The organism is Methylobacterium sp. Gmos1 (assembly GCF_053764715.1).
Genome location: NZ_JBSNCC010000014.1, coordinates 1 through 22,883, shown reverse-complemented (window position 1 = coordinate 22,883; position 22,883 = coordinate 1). Strand labels below are relative to the sequence as shown.

Annotated in this window: 25 protein-coding genes, 1 tRNA gene and 1 rRNA gene; 15 read left to right on the top strand and 12 right to left on the bottom strand. The window is 71.9% G+C overall.

Going from position 1 to position 22,883, the window contains the following annotated elements:
• The first annotated feature begins 37 nt into the window (after positions 1-37).
• Positions 38-448 (top strand): response regulator, encoded by a 411-nt coding sequence (locus tag ACS5PV_RS22860; RefSeq protein WP_455397645.1) that lies wholly within the window; start codon positions 38-40, stop codon positions 446-448.
• A gap of 87 nt (positions 449-535) precedes the next feature.
• Here ACS5PV_RS22860 and ACS5PV_RS22855 read toward each other — a convergent pair whose 3' ends face one another.
• From ACS5PV_RS22855 to ACS5PV_RS22845, 3 genes are read right to left on the bottom strand one after another with little or no spacing between them, the layout of a single operon-like run.
• Positions 536-1,012, bottom strand: coding sequence for a RidA family protein (locus tag ACS5PV_RS22855; protein ID WP_455397644.1), 477 nt, complete (start codon positions 1,010-1,012; stop codon positions 536-538).
• A gap of 24 nt (positions 1,013-1,036) precedes the next feature.
• On the bottom strand, positions 1,037-1,438 hold the full coding sequence (locus ACS5PV_RS22850) for a hypothetical protein (protein ID WP_455397643.1): 402 nt from the start codon (positions 1,436-1,438) through the stop codon (positions 1,037-1,039).
• Between the two features lie 29 nt (positions 1,439-1,467).
• Positions 1,468-2,604 (bottom strand): AI-2E family transporter, encoded by a 1,137-nt coding sequence (locus tag ACS5PV_RS22845; RefSeq protein ID WP_455397642.1) that lies wholly within the window; start codon positions 2,602-2,604, stop codon positions 1,468-1,470.
• Positions 2,605-2,847: 243 nt separating this feature from the next.
• Between ACS5PV_RS22845 and ACS5PV_RS22840 the strand changes: the two genes are divergently transcribed.
• From ACS5PV_RS22840 to ACS5PV_RS22815, 6 genes are read left to right on the top strand one after another with little or no spacing between them, the layout of a single operon-like run.
• Positions 2,848-3,135: an acyl carrier protein gene (locus ACS5PV_RS22840; RefSeq protein WP_048443797.1), complete on the top strand. Its 288-nt coding sequence runs from the start codon at positions 2,848-2,850 to the stop codon at positions 3,133-3,135.
• 23 nt (positions 3,136-3,158) lie between these two features.
• A complete protein-coding gene (locus ACS5PV_RS22835) occupies positions 3,159-3,623 on the top strand; it encodes a 3-hydroxyacyl-ACP dehydratase FabZ family protein (protein WP_455397641.1) in 465 nt (154 codons plus the stop codon).
• Positions 3,620-4,759 carry a beta-ketoacyl-ACP synthase gene (locus ACS5PV_RS22830; protein WP_455397640.1) on the top strand — a complete coding sequence of 380 codons (1,140 nt, stop codon included), beginning with the start codon at positions 3,620-3,622 and terminating at the stop codon, positions 4,757-4,759. Before ACS5PV_RS22835 ends, ACS5PV_RS22830 begins: the two co-directional genes overlap by 4 nt.
• Complete coding sequence (locus ACS5PV_RS22825) at positions 4,756-6,027, top strand: beta-ketoacyl-ACP synthase (protein ID WP_455397639.1); 1,272 nt, start codon at positions 4,756-4,758, stop codon at positions 6,025-6,027. Before ACS5PV_RS22830 ends, ACS5PV_RS22825 begins: the two co-directional genes overlap by 4 nt.
• Complete coding sequence (locus ACS5PV_RS22820) at positions 6,024-6,791, top strand: SDR family oxidoreductase (RefSeq protein WP_455397638.1); 768 nt, start codon at positions 6,024-6,026, stop codon at positions 6,789-6,791. Before ACS5PV_RS22825 ends, ACS5PV_RS22820 begins: the two co-directional genes overlap by 4 nt.
• Positions 6,792-6,803: 12 nt before the next feature.
• Positions 6,804-7,118: an SH3 domain-containing protein gene (locus tag ACS5PV_RS22815; protein WP_455397637.1), complete on the top strand. Its 315-nt coding sequence runs from the start codon at positions 6,804-6,806 to the stop codon at positions 7,116-7,118.
• 71 nt (positions 7,119-7,189) lie between these two features.
• Here ACS5PV_RS22815 and ACS5PV_RS22810 read toward each other — a convergent pair whose 3' ends face one another.
• Entirely contained in the window at positions 7,190-7,600 is a 411-nt protein-coding gene (locus ACS5PV_RS22810; protein ID WP_455397636.1) for a hypothetical protein, read from the bottom strand.
• Between the two features lie 200 nt (positions 7,601-7,800).
• Between ACS5PV_RS22810 and ACS5PV_RS22805 the strand changes: the two genes are divergently transcribed.
• The 5 genes from ACS5PV_RS22805 (at position 7,801) to ACS5PV_RS22785 (ending at position 12,151) form a co-directional block, all read left to right on the top strand.
• Positions 7,801-8,004, top strand: coding sequence for a hypothetical protein (locus tag ACS5PV_RS22805; RefSeq protein ID WP_455397635.1), 204 nt, complete (start codon positions 7,801-7,803; stop codon positions 8,002-8,004).
• Positions 8,005-8,065: 61 nt separating this feature from the next.
• Positions 8,066-9,088: a zinc-binding dehydrogenase gene (locus tag ACS5PV_RS22800; protein ID WP_455397634.1), complete on the top strand. Its 1,023-nt coding sequence runs from the start codon at positions 8,066-8,068 to the stop codon at positions 9,086-9,088.
• Between the two features lie 154 nt (positions 9,089-9,242).
• Positions 9,243-10,214 (top strand): lipid A biosynthesis lauroyl acyltransferase, encoded by a 972-nt coding sequence (locus tag ACS5PV_RS22795; RefSeq protein WP_455397633.1) that lies wholly within the window; start codon positions 9,243-9,245, stop codon positions 10,212-10,214.
• A gap of 40 nt (positions 10,215-10,254) precedes the next feature.
• A complete protein-coding gene (locus ACS5PV_RS22790; RefSeq protein ID WP_455397632.1) occupies positions 10,255-11,013 on the top strand; it encodes a DUF1223 domain-containing protein in 759 nt (252 codons plus the stop codon).
• Positions 11,014-11,113: 100 nt separating this feature from the next.
• Complete coding sequence (locus ACS5PV_RS22785) at positions 11,114-12,151, top strand: NADP-dependent oxidoreductase (protein WP_455397631.1); 1,038 nt, start codon at positions 11,114-11,116, stop codon at positions 12,149-12,151.
• Between the two features lie 149 nt (positions 12,152-12,300).
• On the opposite strand, the gene ACS5PV_RS22780 is transcribed toward ACS5PV_RS22785, so the two are convergent.
• The 3 genes from ACS5PV_RS22780 to ACS5PV_RS22770 are packed head-to-tail and all read right to left on the bottom strand — an operon-like array spanning position 12,301 to position 16,258.
• Positions 12,301-13,536, bottom strand: a complete 1,236-nt coding sequence (locus ACS5PV_RS22780; RefSeq protein ID WP_455397630.1) for an aminopeptidase — start codon at positions 13,534-13,536, stop codon at positions 12,301-12,303.
• Positions 13,537-13,592: 56 nt separating this feature from the next.
• Positions 13,593-13,904 carry a DUF2218 domain-containing protein gene (locus ACS5PV_RS22775; RefSeq protein WP_455397629.1) on the bottom strand — a complete coding sequence of 104 codons (312 nt, stop codon included), beginning with the start codon at positions 13,902-13,904 and terminating at the stop codon, positions 13,593-13,595.
• Entirely contained in the window at positions 13,901-16,258 is a 2,358-nt protein-coding gene (locus tag ACS5PV_RS22770) for a xanthine dehydrogenase family protein molybdopterin-binding subunit (RefSeq protein ID WP_455397628.1), read from the bottom strand. The genes ACS5PV_RS22775 and ACS5PV_RS22770 overlap by 4 nt, the downstream gene beginning before the upstream one ends.
• Positions 16,259-16,462: 204 nt before the next feature.
• On the opposite strand from ACS5PV_RS22770, the gene ACS5PV_RS22765 reads away from it, so the two are divergent.
• Genes ACS5PV_RS22765 through ACS5PV_RS22755 form a run of 3 tightly spaced genes read left to right on the top strand, consistent with a single transcriptional unit; the run spans position 16,463 to position 19,175 of the window.
• Positions 16,463-17,086 carry a LysE family translocator gene (locus ACS5PV_RS22765; RefSeq protein WP_455397627.1) on the top strand — a complete coding sequence of 208 codons (624 nt, stop codon included), beginning with the start codon at positions 16,463-16,465 and terminating at the stop codon, positions 17,084-17,086.
• Positions 17,083-17,325 carry an acyl carrier protein gene (locus ACS5PV_RS22760; RefSeq protein ID WP_455397626.1) on the top strand — a complete coding sequence of 81 codons (243 nt, stop codon included), beginning with the start codon at positions 17,083-17,085 and terminating at the stop codon, positions 17,323-17,325. The genes ACS5PV_RS22765 and ACS5PV_RS22760 overlap by 4 nt, the downstream gene beginning before the upstream one ends.
• Entirely contained in the window at positions 17,322-19,175 is a 1,854-nt protein-coding gene (locus ACS5PV_RS22755; protein ID WP_455397625.1) for an HAD-IIIC family phosphatase, read from the top strand. The genes ACS5PV_RS22760 and ACS5PV_RS22755 overlap by 4 nt, the downstream gene beginning before the upstream one ends.
• Positions 19,176-19,184: 9 nt before the next feature.
• Here the strand turns inward: ACS5PV_RS22755 and ACS5PV_RS22750 are convergent, their stop codons facing one another.
• The 5 genes from ACS5PV_RS22750 to rrf form a co-directional block, all read right to left on the bottom strand.
• Positions 19,185-20,543 (bottom strand): pentapeptide repeat-containing protein, encoded by a 1,359-nt coding sequence (locus tag ACS5PV_RS22750; protein ID WP_455397624.1) that lies wholly within the window; start codon positions 20,541-20,543, stop codon positions 19,185-19,187.
• Positions 20,544-20,719: 176 nt separating this feature from the next.
• On the bottom strand, positions 20,720-21,610 hold the full coding sequence (locus ACS5PV_RS22745) for a dihydrodipicolinate synthase family protein (protein ID WP_455397623.1): 891 nt from the start codon (positions 21,608-21,610) through the stop codon (positions 20,720-20,722).
• 24 nt (positions 21,611-21,634) lie between these two features.
• Positions 21,635-22,279 (bottom strand): LysE family translocator, encoded by a 645-nt coding sequence (locus tag ACS5PV_RS22740; protein WP_455397622.1) that lies wholly within the window; start codon positions 22,277-22,279, stop codon positions 21,635-21,637.
• 217 nt (positions 22,280-22,496) lie between these two features.
• Positions 22,497-22,573, bottom strand: a tRNA-Met gene (locus tag ACS5PV_RS22735).
• A gap of 42 nt (positions 22,574-22,615) precedes the next feature.
• Positions 22,616-22,731, bottom strand: a 5S ribosomal RNA gene (gene rrf / locus ACS5PV_RS22730).
• Positions 22,732-22,883: the final 152 nt, after the last annotated feature.

Genomic DNA, 22,883 nt, shown 5'->3' with positions numbered 1-22,883 from the left:
CTATGCAACCAGTGGGCCGCAAGCTCGTTCCCTGCACATGACCGAGTCCAGCGCCGCCGCGAAGACCCAGCCCGTGATCCTGGTCGTCGAGGACGAACCGGAGGAGCGTTTCCTCGCGGCCACGCTGCTGGAGGAAACGGGCTTCCGCGTCATCGAGGCCGAGACCGCCGAGAAGGCGCTCGCGATCCTGCGGGAGCGCGGCGACGAGGTGAACGTCGTCTTCTCGGACGTGCGGACCCCGGGCCAGATCGGCGGGTTCGAGCTGGCCCGCATCATCGGCGTCACCTGGCCGCGGGTCCACGTGCTGCTGACCTCGGGCGATGCCGGCGACCAGCCGAGCGACCTGCGCATGTCGGCCACCTTCATCCCCAAGCCCTGGCGCGCCCTCGACATCCTCACCCTGGTCGAGCAGGCCGCCGGCTACCACACGGGCCGCGACGCGCACTAGAGCGCCGCGAGCGACGCTCCACGTCGTTGTTTTTGCGGCATACCTTCGACGAACCGATACCCTTTTCGTCGAGCAAAGCTCTGACCCTCAGCGGATTTCGAAGATCCCGTCGACCTCGACGCTGGCATTCGCCGGCAGGCTGGCGACACCGATCGCCGTGCGGGCGTGGCGCCCGGCCTCGCCGAACAGCTCCGCCATCAGGTCCGACGCGCCGTTGACCGCCTTCGGCACGTCGGGCCAGCCCTGCTCCGCCTGCACGAAGCCACCGAGGCGGTGGCAGCGCACCACCCGGTCGAGGTCGCCGTCCAGCGCCAGGCTCAGCGACGCGAGCAGGTTCAGCGCGCAGATCCGCGCCGCCTCCCGGCCGGTCGCGATGTCGGTCACCGGACCGGTGAAGCGCACCTCGCCCTCCCACTCGCAGATCTGCCCGGCGAGCCACAGCGTCGTGCCGATGCGCGAGAACGGCAGGAAGGCGCCGCGAGGCTCGGGCACCCGCGGCAGGGCGAGGTCGAGGGCGGCGAGGCGGCGGGCGGGCTCGCCGCGCAAGGTGGGGGCTTGGGTCATCGACGAGTCTCGGGTTTGCGCGAATCAGTAGTTGCGCGCGCCGGGGATCGGCGGCGGCACGACGAAGACGCCGCCCGGCGCCGCAGGCGGCGCAACGCCGGGCCCGTAGGGCGGGTGACCGTAGCGGTCGTAACGGTCGTAGCGGTCCGCCCGGGAGCGGTCGTCCCACCGGCGCCCGTCCGCCTCGCGGCGATCGTCCCGGTCGCGCCAACCGCCGACATCGCGATCCCGGTCGCGGCGCCGGGGCATGATCTCGTCCGGATCACGGCTGCCGAAGTCCCGCCGGTCGCGCGGTCCATCCTCGTCATCGGCGCCGAAGCGCGGGGCGTCGTCGCTGCGCCGCACGGTCCGGCCGTCGTCCCACTGCGCCGCGGCGGGAGAGGCGGAGAGGCCGGCGAGCAGGGCCGCGGCGAGCACGAATCTCATCGGGAAGGACCGTCCTTGCGAGAAGCCGATCAGGCGACGGCGTGGTCGTCGCCGGCCGTGTACTCGCGCCACAGCAGCACCAGGGCCGCCATCACCGCCGGTCCGAGGAACAGGCCGAGCAGCCCGAAGCTCTCGACGCCGCCGAGGATCCCGAGGAGCACCCACAGGAAGGGCAGGCGGGTGGCGCCCCCGATCAGCACCGGGCGCACGAAGTGGTCGGCCACGAAGGTGACGACGAGACCCGCCGCGGCGACGACGATCGCTGCCGTGACGCCCCCTTGTGCGGCCGCGAGCAGGGCGGCGAGGCCGAAGGCGACGGGGGCCCCGAACGGGATCATCGCGGCGAGGGCCGTGAAGGCGCCGAGCAGCACCGGATGTGGCACGCCGGCGAAATAGTAGACCACGCCGAGCAGGAAACCCTCGCCGAGGCCGACCAGCACCAGCCCGTCGACGGTGCCGTGGACCGAGGCCGCCATCTGGCGCGCCACCCGCTCGCCCCGCGGGCCGAACAGTCGGCGGGCCGCCGACAGCCCCTGCGCGGCGAGGGACGGGCCGTCGCGGAAGAGGAAGAACAGGGTCAGCAGCGTGAAGCCGAACAGCATCGCCCGGTGAACGATCTGGCTGCCGAAGGTGCGCCCGAAGCCGACGAGCGAGGAGTGGTTGATCGACTGGTCGACGCGCTTCAAGACCTCGGACGAGCCCTGCGGGTGGCTCAGGTTCTCCTGCCACCAGGCCGAGACCTGCGCGGCGCCGAAAGGCAGGTGCGAGACGAAGTCCGGCACCGGCCAGCCCTGCTCCTCGATCTGGCGCCAGAACGCGACCGCGTCGTGCGCCTCCCGGGCCGCCTGGATCGCGACGACGACGAGCGGCACCAGGATCACCAGGGCCACCGCCAGGGTGAGGAGCGCCGGCCACAGGATGTTGTGCTTGCCGGGCGGCTTGATCCGCACCAGCCGCTCGCGCAGGGGCCAGAGGGCGATCGACAGGATCACCGCCCAGACCAGCGCCGGCAGGAACGGGTGCAGCACCCACACCCCGAGGGCGCCGAGCGCGACGACCAGGGCGGCGCGGGCAAAGGCCGAGGTGCCGCCCGCGGGCGCCGGCGGCCCGGCCGGGGCGGGTCCAGGTCCGGGTATCGGCCCGGGCGGCGGCTTCACGTGTTCCATGCCGGTTTATTCCTCGCAGCCGCGACACGGATGCGTCATCCGACCTGACCTAGGGCAGGGAGGTGCCCGCGGAAATGCCGTGCGGTTGCCGGCCCGGCCCCCCTCGTGTATGCGGGCCCCTCGGCCGGGTGCGACCCGGCGGACTCTTTTTTCAAGGTCGGCGGTTTCGTGGCCGGGGCGCGGGCGGTGCCCGAAGGTCGCGCCGTTCGAGCCGACCTTCAGCAGGAAGACGGCTGCACGTCCATGTCCGACACCTTCGACCGCGTCGCCACCATCATCGCCGACGTCGCCGACATCCCGCGCGAGAAGATCACGCCGGAGAGCCACGCCATCGACGATCTCGGCATCGACAGCCTGGCCTTCCTCGACATCGCGTTCGAGATCGACAAGACCTTCGGCATAAAGCTGCCGCTCGAGCAGTGGACCCAGGAGGTCAACGAGGGCAAGGTGCCGGCCGAGCAGTACTTCGTGCTGAAGAACCTCTGCGAGCGCATCGACGGCCTGGTGGCCGAGAAGGCCGCCAAGGTCTGATCCGGGTTTAGGCGGTCGCGGGGATGCGCCTCGAATACTTCGACATGATCGACCGGGTCGTGAGCTTCGACCGCGAGGGCGGGCGCCTCGCGGCGCTCGCCACGGTGCCGATGGAGAGCCCGGTCTTCGAGGGGCACTTCCCCGGCCACCCCCTGGTGCCCGGCGTGCTCCTCACCGAAACGATGGCGCAGGCCTCCGGCTACCTGCTGCTCGCCCGGGCCTCGTTCAGCCACATGCCGTTCCTGATGGGCGTCGACAAGGCGCGCTTCCGCTCCTTCGTCGGCCCCGGCGCCGTGCTGGAGGTCGAGGCGAGCCTGGAGCACGACGGCTCGGGCTACGCCGTGACCAAGGCGGCGATCCGGGCCGAGGGCAAGCCGCTCTGCAACGCCGAATTGCGGTTCAAGACCATGCCGTTCCCGGACGGGCTCGACGCGCCGATGCGCGAGCGCGCCGCCCGCATCGGCCTCCTCGACGGAGCGCAAACGTGACACGGCCAGTCGTCGTCACGGGCCTGGGGCTCGTGTCCTGCGCCGGCGAGGGCGTCGCGGCGCATCTCGCGGCCTACCGCTCGGGAGGCGCGCCGCGCACCGATGCGGCGACCTTCGCGCCCTACCCGGTCCATCCGGTCGCGCCCCTGACCCTCGACGGACAGATCCCGAAAAAATCCGACCAGCGGCAGATGGAGCCGTGGCAGCGCCTCGGCGTCTACGCCGCCGGCCTCGCCCTCGATTCCGCCGGTGCCAAGGCCGATGCGGCGCTCAAAAGCGCGATGCACCTCGTCGTGGCGGCGGGCGGCGGCGAGCGCGACTACGCCGTCGACGGCCAGATCCTGACCGGCCTGCGCCAAGCCGCCGATCCCGGCCCCTACCTCAACGAGCGCCTGCAGAACGACCTGCGGCCGACGCTGTTCCTCGCCCAGCTCTCGAACCTGCTCGCCGGCAACATCGCAATCGTGCACGGTGTCACGGGCGCCTCGCGCACCTTCATGGGCGAGGAATCGAGCGGCGTCGACGCCCTGCGCATCGCGCAGGCGCGCATCGCGGCGGGCCAGCTCGACATCGTGCTGGTGGGCGGCTCGTACAACGCCGAGCGCGCCGACGTGCTGCTGATCCACGAGATGGGCGGCTACCTGACGAAACCCGATTACCGCCCGGTCTTCGCCCGCGGCGACACACCCGGCTTCATCCTCGGCTCAGGCGCCGCCTTCCTGGTGCTGGAGGCGCAGGACCACGCGAAGAGCCGCGGCGCCCGGGCGCTCGCCCGGCTCGACGCGGTGGCGAGCGACCGGACGAAGCGCCGCGACGGCAGCGTCGCCGAGAGCCTGACGAACCTCTGGACCCGGGCAGGGCTGTCCGCGCCCGACGCCGTGATCTCGGCCGCGACCGGCTGTGCCGGCATCACCGCCGAGGAACAGGACGCGCTCGGAACGCTCGCGCCACGGGCGCCGGTCCGGGCGCTCGGCGACGTCACCGGCCACACACTCGAGGCCGCCGCTCCCTTCGGCGTAAGCCTCGCCGCCGCCCTGGTGGCGGAGGGAGACGCCCGCGAGGTCGCCGTCACGACGGTCGGCCATCGCCGGGGCGAGGGCGTCTTGCGCCTCACCACCGCAGGGGAAACCGCATGAGCCGCGACCGCGACGCGATGGGCCGCCCGCTGGTGGCGGTCACCGGCATCGGCGTGGTAACCTCGCTGGGACAGGGCGCCGCCGACAACTGGGAGGCGCTCACCGCGGGGCGCTCCGGCATCCACGCCATCACCCGCTTCCCGACCGAGGGCTTGCGCACCCGCATCGCCGGCACGGTCGACTTCATCGCCGCCGACCCGATGGTGGCGCCGCTGCTCTCCCAACGTTTCGCCGAGGCCGCGGCCGACGAGGCGGTGGCGCAGGCGGGCCTCTCCGGCGACTTCCCGGGCGCGCTGTTCATGGCGGTGCCGCCGGTTGAGATCGAGTGGCCGCAGCGCCAGGCGCTGGCCGAGGCCGCGGCGACGAGCGGCGACGTCACCTACGCCGACCTGCTGCGGGCGGCGGGCAGCCGGCGCTTCGACGACTGGCACGACCTGTTCATCTTCGGCACGGTCGCCGACCGCATCGCCGACCGCTTCGGCACCAGGGGCTCACCGATCTCGCTCTCGACCGCGTGCTCGTCGGGCGCGACCGCGATCCAGCTCGGCGTCGAGGCGATCCGGCGCGGCGAGGTCGAGGCGGCGCTCTGCATCGGCACCGACGGCTCGGTGAACCCGGAATCGCTGATCCGGTTCTCGCTGCTCTCGGCCCTCTCGACCCAGAACGACCCGCCGGAGGCCGCCTCGAAGCCCTTCGCCAAGAATCGTGACGGCTTCGTGATGGGCGAGGGCGCCGCCGCCCTGGTGCTGGAGGATGCAGGGCGGGCGCGGGCGCGCGGCGCGCGCATCCTCGGCTACGTGCTCGGCTGCGGCGAGAAGGGCGACGGCTTCCACCGCACCCGCTCGAGCCCCGACGGCGCGCCGATCATCGCGGCGATCCGCGCGGCGCTCGACGATGCCGGCCTGTCCCCCGACCGGATCGACACCGTCAACGCCCACGGCACCGGCACGCCGGAGAACGACAAGATGGAGGCGATGGGCTGCCTCGCGGTGTTCGGCGAACGCATGCGCTCGGTGCCGATCTCGTCGAACAAGTCGATGATTGGCCACACGCTGACCGCCGCCGGCGCGGTCGAGGCGGCGTTCTCGCTCCTCACCATCGCCCACGGCCGGGTGCCCCCGACCATCAACTACGCCGTGCCCGATCCGGCGATCCCCCTCGACGTGGTGACCAGCGCCCGCGACGTGCCGGTGACGACTGTCTTGTCGAACTCCTTCGGCTTCGGCGGACAGAACACCTGCCTGGTGTTCGGGGCGGAGCCCGTATGAGCGCCGCGATCCACAACCGGCGCGTCCTCGTCACCGGCGGCGGTCGGGGCTTGGGCGCCGAGATCGTCCGCGCGCTCGCGGCCTCGGGCCACGACGTCGACTTCACCTATCGCGGCTCGCGCGAGGCGGCCGAGGCGCTGACGCTGGAACTCACCGCCCTCTATCCCGAACAGCGGATGCGGCCGCACCCGCTCGACCTGTCGGATCGTGCGGCGCTCGACGATTTCTGCGCCGTGATGGAGGGCGAGGCGATCTTCGGCCTCGTCCACAATGCCGGCCAGCCCTGCGACAGCCTCGCCGCCGTGCTCGACCAGGACCGGGCGGAAGCCGCGATGCAGGTCAATTTCTGGTCGCTCACCCGCCTCGCCAAGGCGCTGGTGCGGCCGATGACCCGGGCCAGGGCCGGGCGCATCGTGGCGATCGGCTCGGTGGCCGCACTCCGGGCCAATCCTGGGAATGCCGCCTACGCAGCGAGCAAGGGTGCGCTGATCGCCTATTGCCGCACGCTCGCGATCGAATCGGCGCGGCGCGGCGTCACCGTCAACGTGGTGGCGCCCGGCTTCATCGACACCGACATGATGGCACCCTATGCCGCCCATCGCGCCGGGATGGAGAAGCAGATCCCGGCCGGGCGCTTCGCCGCCCCGGCGGAGGTGGCCGATCTCGTCGCATTCCTCATGAGCCCGGCCGCGGGCTACATCACCGGTGCGGTGCTGCCGGTGGATGGCGGGCTCACCGCGATGATGGGCATCCACCGCAGCTGACGAAACGGACCCATGCGGCACCCCTCCTCGCGCGCCTGCCTGCGCGCCGCCGCGGCCGCGGCCTTCCTCCTCGCTCCGGCCTGCGCGCAGGCGCAGGATTTCGGCCGGCCGGAGTTCTTCCGGGTCGAGGGGCTGCCTCCGGGCGACACGCTCAGCATCCGCGAGACGCCGGACGCCGATTCGCCGGCCATCGGGCAGGCCCCACCGCGAGGCCGCCTGCGCGGCTTCGGCTGCACGAACGACACCCCAAGCGGGCTGACCTGGTGCCGGGTGAAGCTCGGGCCGATCGTCGGCTGGGCGCGGCGGCGGTACCTGACGCCGGAGTGAAGACCATTGATGCCGCCTCGACGCTGACGACGGGCGGCGGAGCGGCCCTCGCCAGCACTTCCGCGTGCCGGTCAGACCTTCTTCAGACCGTCCAGGAACACATTCATCTGGCGCCGATTCCAGATACTACCTTCATTCCAGAACCTCACGAGATCAGTCTCGTTCTTCGCGATCCAGGCTTTCGCCAGGTCGAGGGATCGCATCGAGTAATTTTTGCCGAGCTTGTTGACGCGAATGTGCGGCTCGGCCTCGATCGAGAGCGCGATGAAGCCGACGTTCGGGTTCTTCGGGCTCGCCTCGTACCATTTCACGCGCGCCGCGTGCCGAGGAACCGTCGTCGATATGTAGATCGTACCGGGCACGCCGGTATCCTCCTCGGTCAGGTTGGCCATCTCGATATCGAAATCCTGAACCGAAGCAATGTCCTCCTGCCGCGCGTGGCCAGGGTCAGCATTCGGCACATCGTGCAGGAGAGATGCCATAGCGTTTGTGCTCAAGAGTGATTTTGCATCGAGCGCGGCTCGTCACGCTCAAAATGCCGCTGTGGTCATGGTACCAAGCGGGGCGCCGGACAACAACGTCACAGCGGAGAGTCGGTCCCGCCCGGTCCGAGGCGCCGGAGAAGGCAGGATCGATGATCGGGATATGCAGCAACCGGGATCGTTGCACGGTCGAGGTCCCGATGGCGCCGACGACGGGCCGCCAGTGCGGCCGGGACAACGACCTCGGGAAGCAGCCCGAGCCGGCACCATCCGCGCATCCGCTGGTCGAGTCGTCCACCGCCGAGGCTTGTCCGGACGAGACCGATCTCGATCTCGCGATCTTGACTGCCCTGCTCGATGAGTGGAACAGCGCCGAGGACGCGGCAGCCTTCGACGACCTCTGAGCCGGCTCGTCTCCGTCGAGGAGGCCCCGAGCCGACCGGCCCGAGACACGATAGGACCCTGATGAAAGCCCTCCAGCTCTTCGGCGACCGCGACCTACGCCTGACCGAGGTCCCCGACCTCGCTGCCCCCGGCCCCGGCGAGGTGCAGATCCGGGTCCGCGCCGTCGGCCTCAACTACATCGACGTGTGGGGCTTTCGCGGCATGGCCTTCGCCAAGCGCAAGCTGCCGCTCACGGTCGGCGCCGAGGCCGCCGGCGAGATCGCCGCGCTCGGCGAGGGCGTCGAGGGCTTGCGCGTCGGCGACAAGGTCGCGCCCTACGGTGCGCTCACCTGCGGGAAGTGCCGCGCCTGCCGCGAGGGCCGCGACAACCTCTGCGAGGAGGTCGGCGGCGTGCTCGGCTTCCACGTCGACGGCTTTGCCCGCGAGTTCGTCAACCTGCCGGCGCGCCTCGTCGTGCGGGTACCGGACAGCGTGAGCTTCACCGATGCGGCCTGCGCGCCGATCGCCTTCGGCACCGTCCAGCACATGCTGTTCGACAACGCCCGGCTCGAGCCCGGCGAGACCATCCTGGTCCATGCCGGCGGATCGGGCATCGGCACCAGCGCGATCAAGATGGCGAAGGCGATCGGCTGCACGGTGTTCACCACCGTCGGCGACGACGCCAAGGGCGAGAAGGCGAAGGACTTGGGTGCCGACCACGTCATCAACTACCGCACCGAGCGCTTCGAGGGCGAGGTGCGCAAGGCCACGAAGCGCAAGGGCGTCGACGTGGTGTTCGAGCATGTCGGGCCCGAGACCTGGAACGGTTCGCTGCTCTGCCTCAAGCGCGGCGGGCGGCTCGTCACCTGCGGGTCGACCTCCGGCGTCTCGACCACGATGAACCTGATGCAGCTGTTCCAGCAGCAATACCGCATCACCGGTTCGTTCGGCTGCCGCATCGCCAACATCCGCGACGCGCTCGCCAAGATGGCGGACGGGATGAATCCGGTGATCGACACCGTGCTGCCGCTCGGCGATTTCGCGCAGGGGCTCGAGCGGCTCGAATCGCGAAAAGTGTTCGGCAAGATCCTCGTCACGCTCTGAACGCCACGATCGCGCAGGAAGTGTGCGGGAATCACCCCCGCGCCCTTGCGCAAACCGGTCGGGCGGGAGAAGAGGCGGCGTGCAGGGTTCAACAATCCTGCGCAATCGGCTGCCTCTGCCCGTTCTCCTGACCGGATTGCTTCGTGAGATCATCGTGCTGCGTTTGAAGCTGAGGCTCTACCGCGCCCTGTCCCGCCTCGCCGGCCTGCCGATGGTCTTCGTGGTCCGCGCGCTGTTCGCGCTCGCCCGCCTGCTCGGGCCCGCGCGCGCCGCGGCCGCCGGAGCGGCGGTCGCCCGGGCGATCGGGCCTCGATTGCCCTCGCACCGCACCGCGCTGAGAAACCTGCGCCAATCCTTTCCCGAGAGGAGCGAGGCCGAGATCGCCGCGCTTGCGCTCGCCTCCTGGGACAATCTCGGCCGCACCGGTGCCGAGTACGCCCATCTCGCCGAGATCTTCGACTACGATCCGGACGCCGCAAGGCCGGGGCGGATCGAGGTCGAGGGCATCGAGCACTTCTTCTCCCTGCGCGACGACGGCAAGCCGGGGCTGATCTTCTCGGCCCATCTCGCCAACTGGGAATTGCCGGCGATCTGCGCCGCCCGCTTCGGCCTGGAGGCGAGCGCGGTGTTCCGCCCGCCGAACAGCCCGGCCGCGGCGCAGCTGGTGCAGGAGGTCCGCCGCGCCACGATGGGCGGGCTCACCGCGGCCGGGCCCGGTGCCGCCTTCAAGATGCAGGGCGTGATCGAGCGCGGCGGTCATCTCGGCATGCTGGTCGACCAGCACTTCACCCGCGGCGTGGTGGTGGATTTCCTCGGCCACCCGGCCCTGGTCAATCCGCTGCTCGCAAAGCTCGCCCGGCACTATGACTGCCCGGTCCACGGGGTGCGGGTGGTCCGGCTGCCGGGCGACCGGTTCCGCCTGGAACTGACCCCGGCCCTGACCCTGCCGCGGGACGCGAGCGGCGCGATCGACGTCCAGGGCGCCATGCAGGCGATGACCGACGTGATCGCCGGCTGGGTGCGCGAGGAGCCCGGGCAGTGGCTGTGGATGCACCGGCGCTGGCGCCCGTCGATGCTGCCGGTCGGCACCGCCGTCCGGGCCGCCGCCGCGCCGGCCTCAAGCTAACGTGACTTCTCTCCGCCCGCCGCCCGGGTGTTGATGACGCATGAACCGCGCAGCCCCCCACCGCCTGCTCGCCGGCCTGGTCCCGGCCTGCCTCGGCCTCCTCGGCCCTGCATGCGCCCAGGACGTCCCCAGGGACGCGCCGCCCCGGGCGGTGGTCGAGCTGTTCACGAGCCAGGGCTGCTCGGCCTGCCCGCCGGCGGACCGGCTGGTGAACGAGCTGGCGCGCGACCCGGGCGTGATCGCGCTCACCCTGCCGGTGACCTACTGGGACTATCTCGGCTGGAAGGACACGCTGGCCAGCACCTCGTTCACCGCCCGCCAGCGCGCCTATGCGGGCATGCGCGGCGACCGGCAGGTCTTCACCCCGCAGGCGGTGGTGAACGGCGCCGCGACGGTGGTCGGCTCCGACCGGGCGGCGCTGGAGCGCAGCATCCGCGATCCCGGCACCGCCGCGAGCCTGCCGGTGCCGGTCCGCAGCGAGGCCGGCCCCGACGGCATCGCGATCGACGTCGGCCCGGGGCGCGACGCCGGCCGCACCGCGGAGGTGTGGCTGCTGCCGGTCGCCCGCATCCGCGAGGTTTCGATCGGGCGCGGCGAGAATCGCGGCCGCACCGTCACCTACCGCAACGTCGTGCGGGGCATGCACCATGTCGGCTCCTGGCGCGGAGCGCCGGCGCATTACGACGTGCCGCGCGCGGCACTCGCGGTCGCGGATGCCGATTCCTACGTCGTGGTGCTGCAGGCCGAGAATAACGGGCCGGGGCGGATCCTGGGAGCTGCCAAGGGGCCCGGCTTGTGAGAGCCTGTCCGGCGTCGAAGACGGATTCGACCCCATTCTCCTCGGACGGGAATGGAACGAGAGCGGTGCCGCATGACCGCGCCGCCAGGAGGAGACGCGCGTGACCGGCCCGACCGATATTCCTGCCTACACCCTGCCGGGGCGCAACCGCCGGGTGCTCCTCGCCCGCCGGCCGACCGGGATCCCGCAGCCCGAGGATTTCAGCCTCGACGCCGTCCCGGTGCCGGAGCCGGGTCCGGGCGAGATCCTGGTGCGCAACCTCTACCTCTCGGTCGATCCGGCGCAGCGCGGCTGGGCGAGCGCCGAGGCGAACTACGCGCAGCCCGTGCCGCTCGGCGGGCCGATGCGGGCGCTGGCGGTCGGCGTGGTGGCGCGCTCGAACAGCCCCGACGTCGCCGAGGGCGAGTTCCTCTACGGCTGGTTCGGCTGGCAGGATTACGCCGCCGTGCCGGTCTCGGCGATCTTCCGGCGCTGCCGCGAGCCGGTGCCGCTGTCGGCCCATGCCGGCCTGCTCGGGCTGAACGGGCTCACCGCCTATCTCGGGCTGATCGTGCTCGGCCGTCCGCGAGCCGGAGAGACGGTGCTGGTCTCCACGGCCGCAGGCGCCGTCGGCTCGCTCGTCGGCCAGATCGCCCGCAACCTCGGCTGCCGCCCGATCGGGCTCACCGGCAACGAGGCCAAGGCCGCCCGCTGCCGCGAGGCCTTCGGCTACGCGACCGCCTGGAACTACCGGACCGAGGACTGGCCCGCCGCGCTGGCGCGGGAGGCGTCGGACGGCGTCGACGTCTACTTCGACAATGTCGGCGGGCCGATCCTCGACGCGGCGCTCCGCCGGATGGCGGTCGGAGGCCGGATCGTGCAATGCGGCACCGCCTCGGTGGCGAGCTGGGGCGAGACGCCGACCGGGCCCCGCGTCGAACGCGAGATCCTGACCCGGCGCCTCGTCTGGAGCGGCTTCGTCGTCCTCGACCACAAGGCCCGCTTCGAGGAAGCGGTCGCCGAGCTGGCGCAATGGCACGGCCAAGGCCGGATCACACTCGACGAGGACGTCTCCACGGGCATTGAGGCCGCCCCCGGGGCGATCGCCGCGCTCTACCGCGGCGAGAACCGCGGCAAGCGGCTGATCTACGTCGGGTAGGGGTCCGGGGCCGGCTCGCTGGCGACTGGGACCAGCGATCCCGCCGACAGAGCTCGTCCCGTCCACGTCATCCCGGATTCTCGACTTCGTCGAGCCCCTGGATCAGGCGAAGGATTTCAGGATCGATCGGGAGGAAATCCCGCGGACGCTCAATCCACCCACTCGCCCCGGCGCATCAGCGGCTCGGACCGGCCGTCCGCCGTCACGCCGTCGACGTCGACCTTGGCCGAGCCGATCATCCAGTCGATGTGGATCAGGCTGCGATTGGCGCCGCGGGCCGCCAAGTCCTGCTCGCTCAGGCCCGCGCCGCCGTCGAGGAAGCACTTGCTGTAGGCCTGGCCGAGCGCGATGTGGCTCGCGGCGTTCTCGTCGTAGAGGGTGTTGCAGAACAGGAGCCCGGAGGCCGAGATCGGCGAGGAGGCCGGCACCAGCGCGACCTCGCCGAGGCGGCGCGCGCCCTCGTCGGTGTCGATCACCTTGGCCAGCACGTCGCCCCCGGTGCGGGCCCGCGATTCGACGATGCGGCCCTTCTCGAAGCGCACCGCGATCCCGTCGATCAGGGTGCCCTGGTAGGAGAGGGGCTTCGTGGCGCTGACATGGCCTTGCACCCGCAGGCGGTGGGGGGTGGTGAACACCTCCTCGGTCGGGATGTTGGCGTTGCAGGTGATCCCGTTCTTCGCCGTGGTGGCGCCGCCGCACCATTCATGGTCGTCGGCGAGCCCGACGGTCAGGTCGGTGCCGGGGCCGCGGAAGTGCAGGGCGGCGTAGCGGCGGGCGTTGAGGGCGCGGGTGCGGTCGCTTAAGCCCCGGTTATGCGCCTCCCAGGCGCCGACCGGATCCGGCCCGTCGACCCGCGAGGCGGCAAAGATCGCGTCCCACAGCCGGGCGACCGCCTCGTCCTCGGGCAGTTCCGGAAAAACCGTGCGGGCCCAGGCCGGCGTCGCCGCCGAGACGATGGTCCAGTTGGTGGCGAAGTTGGCGATCTGCTCCAGCGCCGGCATGTAGGCCTTGGACCGGGCGCGGTTGGCGCGCGCCACCTTGTCCGGGTCCTGGCCGGCGAGCAGCGAGGGATCGTCGCCCGCGATGGCGAGCCGCGCCGCGCCGCCGCGATAGGCGCTCGCCATGCCCTCGTAGAGCCAGCCGGCGGCCCGGTCGAAGGCGTCGTCGTGGCCGTGCTCGAAGCGCGCCAGCGTCGCCTGGTCGTCGGCGAGCAGGGTCGTCACCACCGAGGCACCGGCCTTGTAGGCCTGGGCGGTGATGCGGCGGGCAAGCGGCAGCGCGTCGAGGGGCGCCGTCATCACCAGTTCCTGCCCGGGCCGGAGCCCGAGCCCGACCCTCACGGCGACCTCGGCGAGCCGGTCGAGGCGGGCGTCGTGCGTGTTCATGCGACTATCGTCTCCTTGCGGGCGAAGGCTGTTCCGGACGGCCCAAGAGTGGGGCTTCACCCCACCCGCGTCCAGGCGATCCCGCCCAGGTCCTCCCGGAAGGCGAAGCGGGCGAGGTGCTCGGCGGCCACGCCCTGCATCCGGGTCAGCGCCTCGAGGTCGGGCGCCTCGACCCGCAGGGTCAGCCCCTCCGGGTCGGCTTCCGCGGTGAAGAGCCGGCCCTCCCCGAACGGCACCACGCCGCGCTCGGGCGCGAAGGTCGTCTCGGGGAACTTGTGGCTCCAGTCCTTGCACAGCTGGGTCAGGTAGCGGCTGCCGCTCGGCGTATCGACGCGGGCTTGCGCCGCCAGGGTGACGGGCTCGCTCACGCGCCATGCTCCGCGTGCTGCAACGCCGACCAGATCGCCTGCGGCGTCGCCGGCATGTTGATGTGGCGGATGCCGCGGGGGCGCAGGGCATCGACGAGGGCGTTCATGACCGAGGGCAGCGAGCCGGCGCAGCCCGCCTCGCCGCAGCCCTTCACCCCGAGCGGGTTGGTGGTAGCGGGCACCGCGTGGCTCTCGAAGCCCATGAACGGCGCGTCGGAGGCGCGCGGCAGGCAGTAATCCATGAACGAGCCGGTCACGAGCTGGCCCTGCTCGTCGTAGGCCGTGCGCTCCATGAGCGCCTGACCGATGCCCTGGACGACGCCGCCATGGAGCTGGCCCTCGACCAGCATCGGGTTCACCAGCGTGCCGAAATCGTTGACGGTGGTGTAGCGCACCACCGTGGCGACGCCGGTCTCGGGATCGACCTCGACCTCGGCGACGTGGCAGCCATTCGGGAAGGCCGAGGGCGATTCCTTGTGGGTGTGGGCGACGTCGAGGCTTTTCGGCGCCGCCGGGTCGGGCAGGCCCGCCCGCACCTTGGCGGCGAGCTCCAGGAGGCCGATGCCCCGGTCGGTGCCCGCGATGGTGAAGCGGCCCTCCCGGAACTCGATGTCGGCGGGGCCGGCTTCCAGCACGGAGGCCGCGGCCTCGCGGCCCTTGGCGATCACGAGGTCGCCGGCCTCGACGAGCGCCGTGCCGCTCGCCATCAGCGACTTCGAGCCGCCGGTGCCGCCGCCGGCGATGAGCTGGTCGCTGTCGCCCTGGAGCAGCCGGATCCGGTCGATCGGGATGCCGAGGCGGTCGTGCAGCACCTGGGCGAAGGGCGTGAGGTGGCCCTGGCCGTAATCGAGGGTGCCGGTCACGATCGTCACCGTGCCGTCGGCCTCGAAGCGGATGCCGCCCATCTCGTTCTGCGGCGGCGCCGTGATCTCGAGATAGTCGCCGATGCCGATGCCCCGCAAGAGGCCCCTGGCCTCGCTTTCGGCGCGTCGGCCGGCAAACCCATCCCAGTCGGCGGCGGCGAGCGCCCGGTCGAGGACGGCCGGGAAGTCGCCGCTGTCGTAGGTGAGGCCGGACGGCGCCTTGTAGGGCATGTCGGCCGGGCGGATGTGGTTGCGCCGCCGCAACTCCACCCGATCGAGATTCATCTCGGCGGCCGCGGTGTCGATCAGCCGCTCGATGAAGTAGTTGCCCTCGGGCCGCCCGGCGCCGCGGTAGGCGCCGATCGGCGTGGTGTTGGTGAACAGGCACTCCACCGCCACGTCGAAGACGGGAGTGCGGTAGACGCCGACCATGTTGCGGGCGATGTTCACGGTCTGGAACAGCGGCGCCAGCGGGTTGAGGTAGCCGCCCATGTTGGCGCGGCCCTTCACCCGGAAGGCGAGGAAGTTGCCCTCCGCGTCGAGGGCGAGGTCGGCCGTCACCGCGACGTCGCGGCCGTGATGGTCGGACAGAAAGCTCTCGGAGCGCAGGTCGGTCCACTTCACCGGCCGGCCGAGGCGCTTGGCGGCCTCGAGCAGCGGTAGGTACTCCGGATAGACCGGCGCCTTCATGCCGAACGAGCCGCCGACATTGCCGGTGAGCACCCGCACCTTGTCGCGGGGCTGCTTCAGCACGCCGTCGGCGAGGTTGTTGCGCAAGCCGAACACGCCCTGCGAGCCGACATGCAGGGTGAAGCGCCCGTCTTGCGCCTCGTAGACGCCGATGGCGGAGCGCGGCTCCATCGGGTTGATGACGAGGCGGTTGTTGAGGAGGTCGAGGGAGGTGACGTGGGCCGCGCGCCCGAACGCGGCCTCCGTCGCCGCCTGGTCGCCGGTGCGGAAGTCGAGGGCGAGGTTGCCGGGCGCGTCGTCGTGGAGGAGGGGGGCGCCCTCGGCCGCGGCCTCCTCGGGCGTCGTCACGACGGGCAGGTCCTCGATGTCGAGCACCACGGCCTCCGCGGCGTCGCGGGCCTCGGCCAGGGTCTCGGCCACAACCAGGGCGACCGGCTCGCCGACGTAGCGCACCCGGTCGAGGCTGAGGGACGGGTGGACCGGCTTGCGCATCGGCGTGCCGTCCTGGTTCTTGAACGGCAGGGCATTGCCGATCGTGCCGTAGCCGTCGAGGTCGGCGGCGGTGATCACCGCGAGCACGCCAGGCATCGCCAGGGCGGGTTCGGCGTCGATCCCGCGCAGGTGGCCGTGGGCGATCGGGCTTCGCACGAACACGCCGTAGGCCTGGCCGTCGAGGGCGAGGTCGTCGGTGTAGCGGCCCTCGCCCCGCACCAGCACCGGGTCCTCGGCCCGCGGCACCGGCTGGCCGATGCCGAATTTCTGCGGAGTGGCGAAGTCGCGGGCGTCGGGACGGGCGTTCATGCCGGGGCTCTCCGGGATTCTTATGAGCGTGAGCTAGCAACTCGGGCAAGTCATGCAAGAGACGGGCAGGCAGGCCACCCCGGCGCGCAGGGCACGGCTCGCGCGGGTCGCGAGTCGTCCCGCGAAACCGGCCCTTGCGGAAGGAGGGTTGAGCAAGGCAACCTCCCGCCGCCGTCACCGGCGCAGCACCGACAGGCCGGACCGATGTCCCTCTCGATCAACCTGCCGCTGATCCTCGCGGCGGCCTTCGTCTCCACCGCCAGTCCCGGCCCCGCGACGCTGGCGATCGCCGATACGGCGATGCAGGCCGGGCGCCGCGCCGGCCTGACCCTGGCCCTCGGCGTCGTGACCGGATCGCTGGCGTGGTCGATCGCCGCGGCGCTCGGGCTCGCGGCGGTGATGGCCTCGAGCGCCTGGGCGCTCGACCTCCTACGCTACGCCGGCGGCGCCTACCTGATGATCCTGGCGCTCAAGTCGGCCCGCAACGCGATCACGGGAGCACCGGAGGCGGCACCGGGCCGGGCCTCGCCCTCGCGGAACTACGTCAAAGGGCTCGCCCTGCACCTGACCAACCCGAAGGCGATCCTGTTCTTCGGCTCGCTCTACACCCTCGGTCTCTCGGCGCAGACCACGCATGCCGAGCTGGCGCTCGTGATCGCCGCCGTCGGCCTGCAGAGTACGCTGATCTTCACCGGCTACGCCTGGGCGTTCTCGAACCGGCGCATGGCCCAGGGCTACCGGCGCCTGCGGCGCTGGTTCGACGGCGTCTTCGCCGTTCTCTTCGCCGGGGCGAGCCTGAAGATCCTCGCCGCGCGGCTGACGCCGTGACCGAGGACGCCGCCCTGGCGGCCCTTGCCCCGATCTTCGAGGAGGTGTTCGGCGAGCCCGTCCCGCTCGCGCCGGACCTGACCGCCGAGGACGTCGAGGGCTGGGATTCGACCCGGATGATCGAGCTCGTGATCGCGGTCGAGGCGCGCTTCCGCGTCAAGCTCACGACCCGGGAGGTCGACGGCCTGTCGCGCGTCGGCGACCTCGCGGCGCTGATCGCCCGCAAGGCTCACGCGTGACCGCCGGCCTCTCCTGGCTGCCCGAGCCGCCGCAGGACTTCGCCGCCCGCCTCGCCGCGGCAGAGGCCCTGCCCGACGGACAGGCCTGGGACGCCCTCGCGGCCTTGTCCCGCACCCGCCTCGACCCGGCACGCACCAACCGGCTCGACAGGGCATTGCAGCGGCGCTTCCCCGCCGACGCGCCCTCCGGCCCGGCCGTGCGGCTGGCGCTCCTCGGCTCCTCGACCCTGTCGCACCTCGCCGCCGGGATCCGGGTCGGGGCGCTGCGCCGCGACCTCCGGCTGATCGTGACCGAGGGCACCTACGGCCAGTACCGCGAGGAGATCGACGGCGAGGCCCTGCGGGCCCTCCGGCCCGACTTCGTGCTCCTCGCCCTCGACGCGGCCGACCTCCTGGGCCCGGGCGACCCCGCCGCCGGGCCGGACGCAGCCGGCATCGCCGACGCGCTCGACCGGCTGCGCTCCCTCTGGGCGCGGGCGAAGGCCGCGCATGGCTGCACGGTGATCCAGCAGGCGCTGCTGCCGGCGGCGATTACCCTGATGGGTTCGAGCGAGCACCGGATGCCGGGCTCGCTCGCCGCCCGCACCGCCCGCCTCAACGCCGCCCTGCGCGACGCCGCTGACGAGGACGGCGTCGATCTCCTCGCCCTCGACGAGGCGGTGGCGCGCCACGGGCTCGATGCCTGGCACGATCCGGCGCTGTGGCTGCGCGCCCGCCAGGCGGTGACGCCGGCCGCGAGCCCTCTCTACGGCGATCTCGTCGCCCGGCTCGTCGGGGCCCGGCTCGGCCGCTCGGCCAAGGCCCTGGTGCTCGATCTCGACGACACGCTCTGGGGCGGGACGATCGGCGAGGACGGGCTCGACGGGATCGTCATCGGCCAGGGCAGCGCCCTCGGCGAATCCTTCCTGGCGCTCCAGGCCTACGCCCGCGATCTCGCGCGCCGCGGCATCGTGCTGGCGGTCTGCTCGAAGAACGATCCCGAGATCGCCCGCCGGCCCTTCCTGGAGCATCCCGACATGCTCCTGCGCCTCCCCGACGTCGCCGCCTTCGTGGCGAACTGGGACGACAAGGCGACGAACCTCCGCCGCATCGCGCAGGAACTCCGGCTCGGCCTCGACGCCCTGGTCTTCGTCGACGACAACCCGTTCGAGCGCGCCCTGGTGCGCGCGCACCTGCCGATGGTGGCGGTGCCGGAGGTGCCCGACGAGCCGGCGCTCGTCGCCCGCTGCCTGGCGGATGCGGGCTACTTCGAGGCCGTGACGCTCACCGACGAGGATCGCGGGCGCGCCCGCGCCTATGCCCAGGATCACCTGCGCTCGGGCCCCGATCTCGCCACGACCCTGGCAGGGCTCGGCATGCGGCTCGTCGGCCGTCCCTTTGACGCCCTCGGACTCCCGCGCATCGTCCAGCTCGTCAACAAGACCAACCAGTTCAACCTCACCACCCGGCGCCTGCGCCAGCCTGATGCCGCCGCGCTGATCGGAGATCCCGCCGCCCTGACGCTCCAGCTCCGCCTCACCGACCGGCTCGGCGACAGCGGCGTGATCGCGGTCGTGATCGGCCGGCTCGCGGGCCACGATCTCGTCGTCGAGACCTGGTTGATGAGCTGCCGGGTGATCGGGCGGCGGGTCGAGGAGGGGACGCTGGCGATCCTGGCAGGGGTGGCCGCGCGCCGGGGCGCCCGGCGCCTCGTCGGTCTCTATCGCCCGAGCGGACGCAACGCGATGGTGGCGGATCTCTACCCCCGCCTCGGCTTCATGCCCGATCCGGACGGGGAGGGGCGATGGGTGCTCGATCTCGGAGGCTACGCGCCGCCCGCGGACCTGCCGATGACGGTCGAGGCAGGCTGAGCGACGAAATCACCGCCGCAGCCGGTTCCCCAGCACGAAGCCGAACAGCCCCATCAGCACGATCCCGGTCCCGCCCTGCACGCCGACGAGCAGGTTGGTGACCCGTCCGACCGGCTTGATGCCGATCTCCGGCGGGTTCGCCGTCATCATGTTGAGGGCGCTGTAGCTCAGGAGATCGAGCGCGTTGTAGGTCGGCGCGCTGCTCCCCTCCGGGATCAGGCCGCCGGTGAGGCCGAACAGCCCGGCAAACACCACGATCAAGATCGCGAAGGCACGAAACAGCCGCGACAGGCTCTCGCCGTAATCGCACAGCCACTCGACGAAGCGGTCGGCGAGCCAGCGGTAGCCGTGGCGGAGGATCCCGTTGCGCTCGCGCTCCCGCCAGGCGGTGCGAAACAGCGTCCCGGCATGCAGCCGGCCCATGCGCCGGCGGCGGCGATAGGCCCAGCCGGCCTCGTCGCGGCTGCCGATGCTCTCGAAGTTCTGTTCCAGCGCCAGGTAGCTCGCCTTGGCCGCCTCGTAGTCACCGGCGACCTCCTCGCCCACCGCCTCGCCGATCTGCGCGGCGCGAAAGCGCGTGCCGTTGAGCCAGGCGCCGGCGAAGCGCGCGTGGCGTAGGGCACAGGAGGAGAGGTCGAGGCGCACCAGCGTCGCGGCCGAGAGGTCGGCGCCGGAGAGGTCCGCCCCGTCGAGCTTCGCGCCGGTCAGTTTGGCGCTGCGCAGCCGCGAGCCGACGAGCCGCGCCTTGGTCAGGCTTGCGCCCTCGAAATCGGCGTGGGTCAGGTTGGTGTCGGAGAGGTTGACCTCGTCGAGCCGCGCGCCGCGAAACCGCGTGTAGTCGGCATCCGCCCCGGTGAAGTCGGCGCCCCACAGGTCGGCGCCGGAGAAATCCGCGCCGTCGAGCAGGCTGCGGGGCAGGCGGGCGAAGCGCAGGGACGCGTCCCGGAAGCTCGCATCCTCCAGCATCGCCTCGGAAAAATCGGCTTGGCCGCCGGCCACGCCGGTGAAGCGGGCGCCGCTGAGGTCGGCCTTGCCGAAATCCGCCTCCTCGATCAGCGCGTGCGAAAAATCCGCAGAGCGGGCCAGGGCTCCGCCGAGCCGGGCGCGCTTGAGGGTGGCGCCGGTGAGGTCGGCCTGCTCCAGGTCGCTGCCGGGGATCTCGGCACCCGCGAGGTTCAAGCCCTGCCGGTCCGCATCCCACCACGCCGCCTCGCCGGCCATCGGCGCGAGACGCTGTCGGCTCACATCCGCCGCGCGCAGATCGAGGGGCCGGCCATCCCGGTGCAGGGCGGCGCCGTCCCGCGCCGCGATCTCGGCGAGGAGCGCGCCGACGCGCGGGTCGAGCGGGGTTTGCGGACGAGTGTTCACCGCTCAGACCCGCCGGTCGCGCGGGGCGAGCCTGTCGATGCCATGGGGCACGCGTGTTCCTTGTCGAGGGGGCCGATGCCGCCGGTATCAGCCACGGACCGTTGGGGAAAGCAACGGCCGGGCCATCGGCGACGTCGGCGCCTTCCGACGCAGGGGCGAGGCTTTGACGTTCGTGCCTATCGCAGATCGAGCGCCCGGATCACCTCGGCCACCCGCCGCCGTGCCTCTTCGCCGAGCGGCAGGATCGGCCGCGGCGGCGCGGCATGGCAGAGATCGAGGAGATCGGCGCAGGCGAACATCACCCGCAGGCTCGAATACTCCCGGAACAGGGCCCAGAGCGGGTCGAGCCGGGCATCGAGCCGGCGCGCCTCCGCCGCATCGCCGCGCTCGACGGCTCGGACGATGTCGAGGGCGACTCGCGGAAACAACCCGGCGACGACGCTGTACCAGGCGTCCGCCCCGGCGATCAGCGCCTCGGTGGTGGTCCAGTCGCCGCTGTAACCGAGGGAGAAGCCTTGCGGGACGATCGCGCGCAACCCCGCCAAGTGATCGGCTACCACCTGCGGCTCCTGCCCCGGGCTCTTCAGGGCCACGATGCCGGGGAGCCGGCTCAAGCGGCCGATCAGCTCCGGGCTGAAGCGGAAATGCGTGGTCGAGGGATTGTCGTAGATGCAGAGCGGCAGCCCGCTTTCCCGCGCCACCATCGAGAAATGCTCGAACACCTCGTCCTCGGTGAGCGGCGTGTAGGAGACCGCTGCGAGCAGCCCGGCCGTGGCGCCCGCCGCTCGGGCGTCCTGCGCCAGCCGAACCGTCTCGTCGGTCCGCAGCGCGCCGACTCCGACCATCACCGGCACCCGTCCCCCCGCCTCGTCGAGCGCCGCATCGAGCGCCCGCCGGCGCTCGTCGCGCGTGAGGTAAGGGTAGGAGCCAGTGCTGCCGAGGAGGCCGATCGAATCGACGCCCGCCTCGCACAACCGGGCGACGAGCCGGCGCAGGGCCGGCACGCCGACGCGGCCGTCGGGATCGGCGGGCGTGATCGGAAAGGCGGAGAGGCCGGTGAAGCGCATAGGATCCATCCTTCGCAAATCGGGTCAGGCGGCCGGCCGCCGCGCCAGGGCGAGGCCGAGGCCGAGCGCGATCATCGCCGCCCCGGAGGCCTCGCGCAGGCGCCGGATCAGCCCGGGGCGGGACATGGCTCCCCGGCGCAGGCGGCCGGCCGCGACGGCGACCGCGAGGTCGGCCAGGGTGTTGAGGGCGACGGACAGCGAGCCCAGGACGATGAATTGCAGCGCGACAGGCCCGGCGGAGGGATCGACGAATTGCGGCAGGAAGGCCAGGAAGAATGCAGCCGTCTTGGGGTTCAACGCCTCGACCAGCACGCCCTCGCGAAAGGCACGCCCGGTTCCACCCGGCACCGCCCCGACCGGCACGGTGGCAGGTTCCGTAACGCGGGCCGCGCACAGGGTGCGATAACCGATCCAGACCAGGTAGGCCGCTCCCGCGAGCTTCAGGGCCGCGAACAGCTCTGCGCTGGCCAGCACCAGGGCGGAGACGCCGAGCCCGCCCGCCAGGACGTGGACCATGCCGCCGAGCCCCGTGCCGAGACTGGAGGCGACGCCCTCGGCCCGGCCCCCGGCGAGGCTTCGTGCCGCGACGTAGAACAGCCCCGGGCCGGGCGTGACGGCGAGCACGAGGGCGGCCGCGAGAAAGAGGGCGAGGGAGGTGGGATCGGGCATGGCGGTCTCGAACGGGATGGAGATTGGCCGACGGGCGCAGCCGTGTCGGGCAAGCGCAGCCAATACCGGCGATCCGGTCCGGCCCCTACAGCCAGTTCCGCGCGTTCGTGCTGGTCCAGTTCGCGACCGGCCTCGGCTCGGCATCCACGATGTGTCGCGCAGGGACGCGAACGCGACGAAGCCCGCCGGCTTTCGCGGGCGGGCTTCGTCGTCGGTTTGGTTGCGGGGACAGGATTTGAACCTGTGACCTTCAGGTTATGAGCCTGACGAGCTACCGGGCTGCTCCACCCCGCGCCAGGGTGTTGTCGTGAGGAGGGAATGTGACGTGCTTGGCAGGTCTGGCGGTGACCGACTCTCCCGTGTCTTGAGACACAGTACCATAGGCGCTGGGGCGGTTAACGGCCGAGTTCGAGATGGGATCGGGTTTGAGACACCCCGCTCAGACCACCAGACCGGCCAAGCACGTTCGTCCGGCAAGCAGGCTGACCGGCAGCCGCTATCGGCGGCCGGTCGTGTCTTCATCGTGTGTGGTGTTCGTGTGTGTGATCCGGACACGGATCATGAGAGCGATCAAGCCGATCGAGCGATTAGTACTGGTCAGCTC